This window comes from Alcanivorax profundi (genome assembly GCF_003597125.1).
In the GTDB taxonomy this organism is placed as follows: domain Bacteria; phylum Pseudomonadota; class Gammaproteobacteria; order Pseudomonadales; family Alcanivoracaceae; genus Alcanivorax; species Alcanivorax profundi.
Map to the genome: position 1 here is coordinate 1 of NZ_QYYA01000031.1, position 1015 is coordinate 1015.

A 1015-nucleotide genomic window follows, 5' to 3' on the forward strand; every position below is an offset into this window, starting at 1 on the left:
ACTTCTATCTACATGGCTCTCGGCAGCGAGATGGATGATGCCATCCACCTTGTAGTCCTGCATCAGTTTCAACATCAGGTCGAAATCACAGATATCACCCTTAACAAAAGTATAGTTAGGCTTGTCCTCGATGTCCTTGAGGTTAGCCAGGTTACCAGCGTATGTCAACTTATCAAGGTTGATGATGTGATACTCAGGATATTTGTTCACGAAAAGCCTTACTACGTGTGAGCCGATGAAACCAGCACCGCCCGTGATAATGATATTCTTCATTCTAATCAATGTATCAATAGTTCGTTAATAATTCAATAATGTGCTAAGCAGCTGTACGCTGTAAGCACGAGAGATCTTTGAAAATCTTGCTAATTAAAGTTCGGTTCGGGGTGTACCCGCTTGCTTTAAAAATTCGTTTCACCAGATAAATGTTGGTCATCAGTGACTTGAATGAAGACATAGAATATTCCATTCCCATCTCCTTCATAGTTACCTTGGCAACATTTAGTGATGTGAACGAAGCATTGAAAGCAAAATCGAGTTTCCACTTATCGCGAGCCTGGCAGTCCATAAGACCAGTATAGCCTTTGGCGTCACGAAAGCAAAATTCGATCTGGAACCTGGTTCTATAATAAAGAAGTACCTCTTCACCCGAAAGTGAGGTGTCTGTAGAGAAGAATAGTTTCTTCTTGCCATTCGGCATCTGCCAGATGACAAGTCTAACTTTACACCGGAGTGCCTTGGAATAGGCTATCAAAGTATAAGCTGTTCCTTCTATATCTTTCATCTCCATCTTCTCCATTCGAGTGAGGTCAAGATTCTTCATATCAATCTTGCCATCCTTGGTCTTTGGGCGACCACGTTTTCCAGTACGTGGACCAGCATAGACATAAAAGAGACAAGCATTGTCACGAAAGCGGCTTATCAAAGAGAACCCTTCTTTCTTTATCCCATTAACAAATGTACTTGTAGAGAAGTAAGCATCTGCAACTATGAGGGTTGAGAGTTTGAGAAGTTCCTT

2 protein-coding genes are annotated in these 1015 nt (G+C 41.7%); both read right to left on the reverse strand.

Annotation, left to right across the window (positions count from 1 at the left end; genetic code table 11):
- Positions 1 to 273, reverse strand: a 273-nt coding sequence (locus tag D4A39_RS18950) for a GDP-mannose 4,6-dehydratase (RefSeq protein WP_119918586.1), incomplete at its 3' end; no start/stop codon positions are given.
- A 43-nt stretch (positions 274 to 316) separates the two neighbouring features.
- Positions 317 to 1015 (reverse strand): transposase (locus tag D4A39_RS18955; RefSeq protein WP_147393940.1); only part of this gene is annotated, 699 nt, incomplete at its 5' end.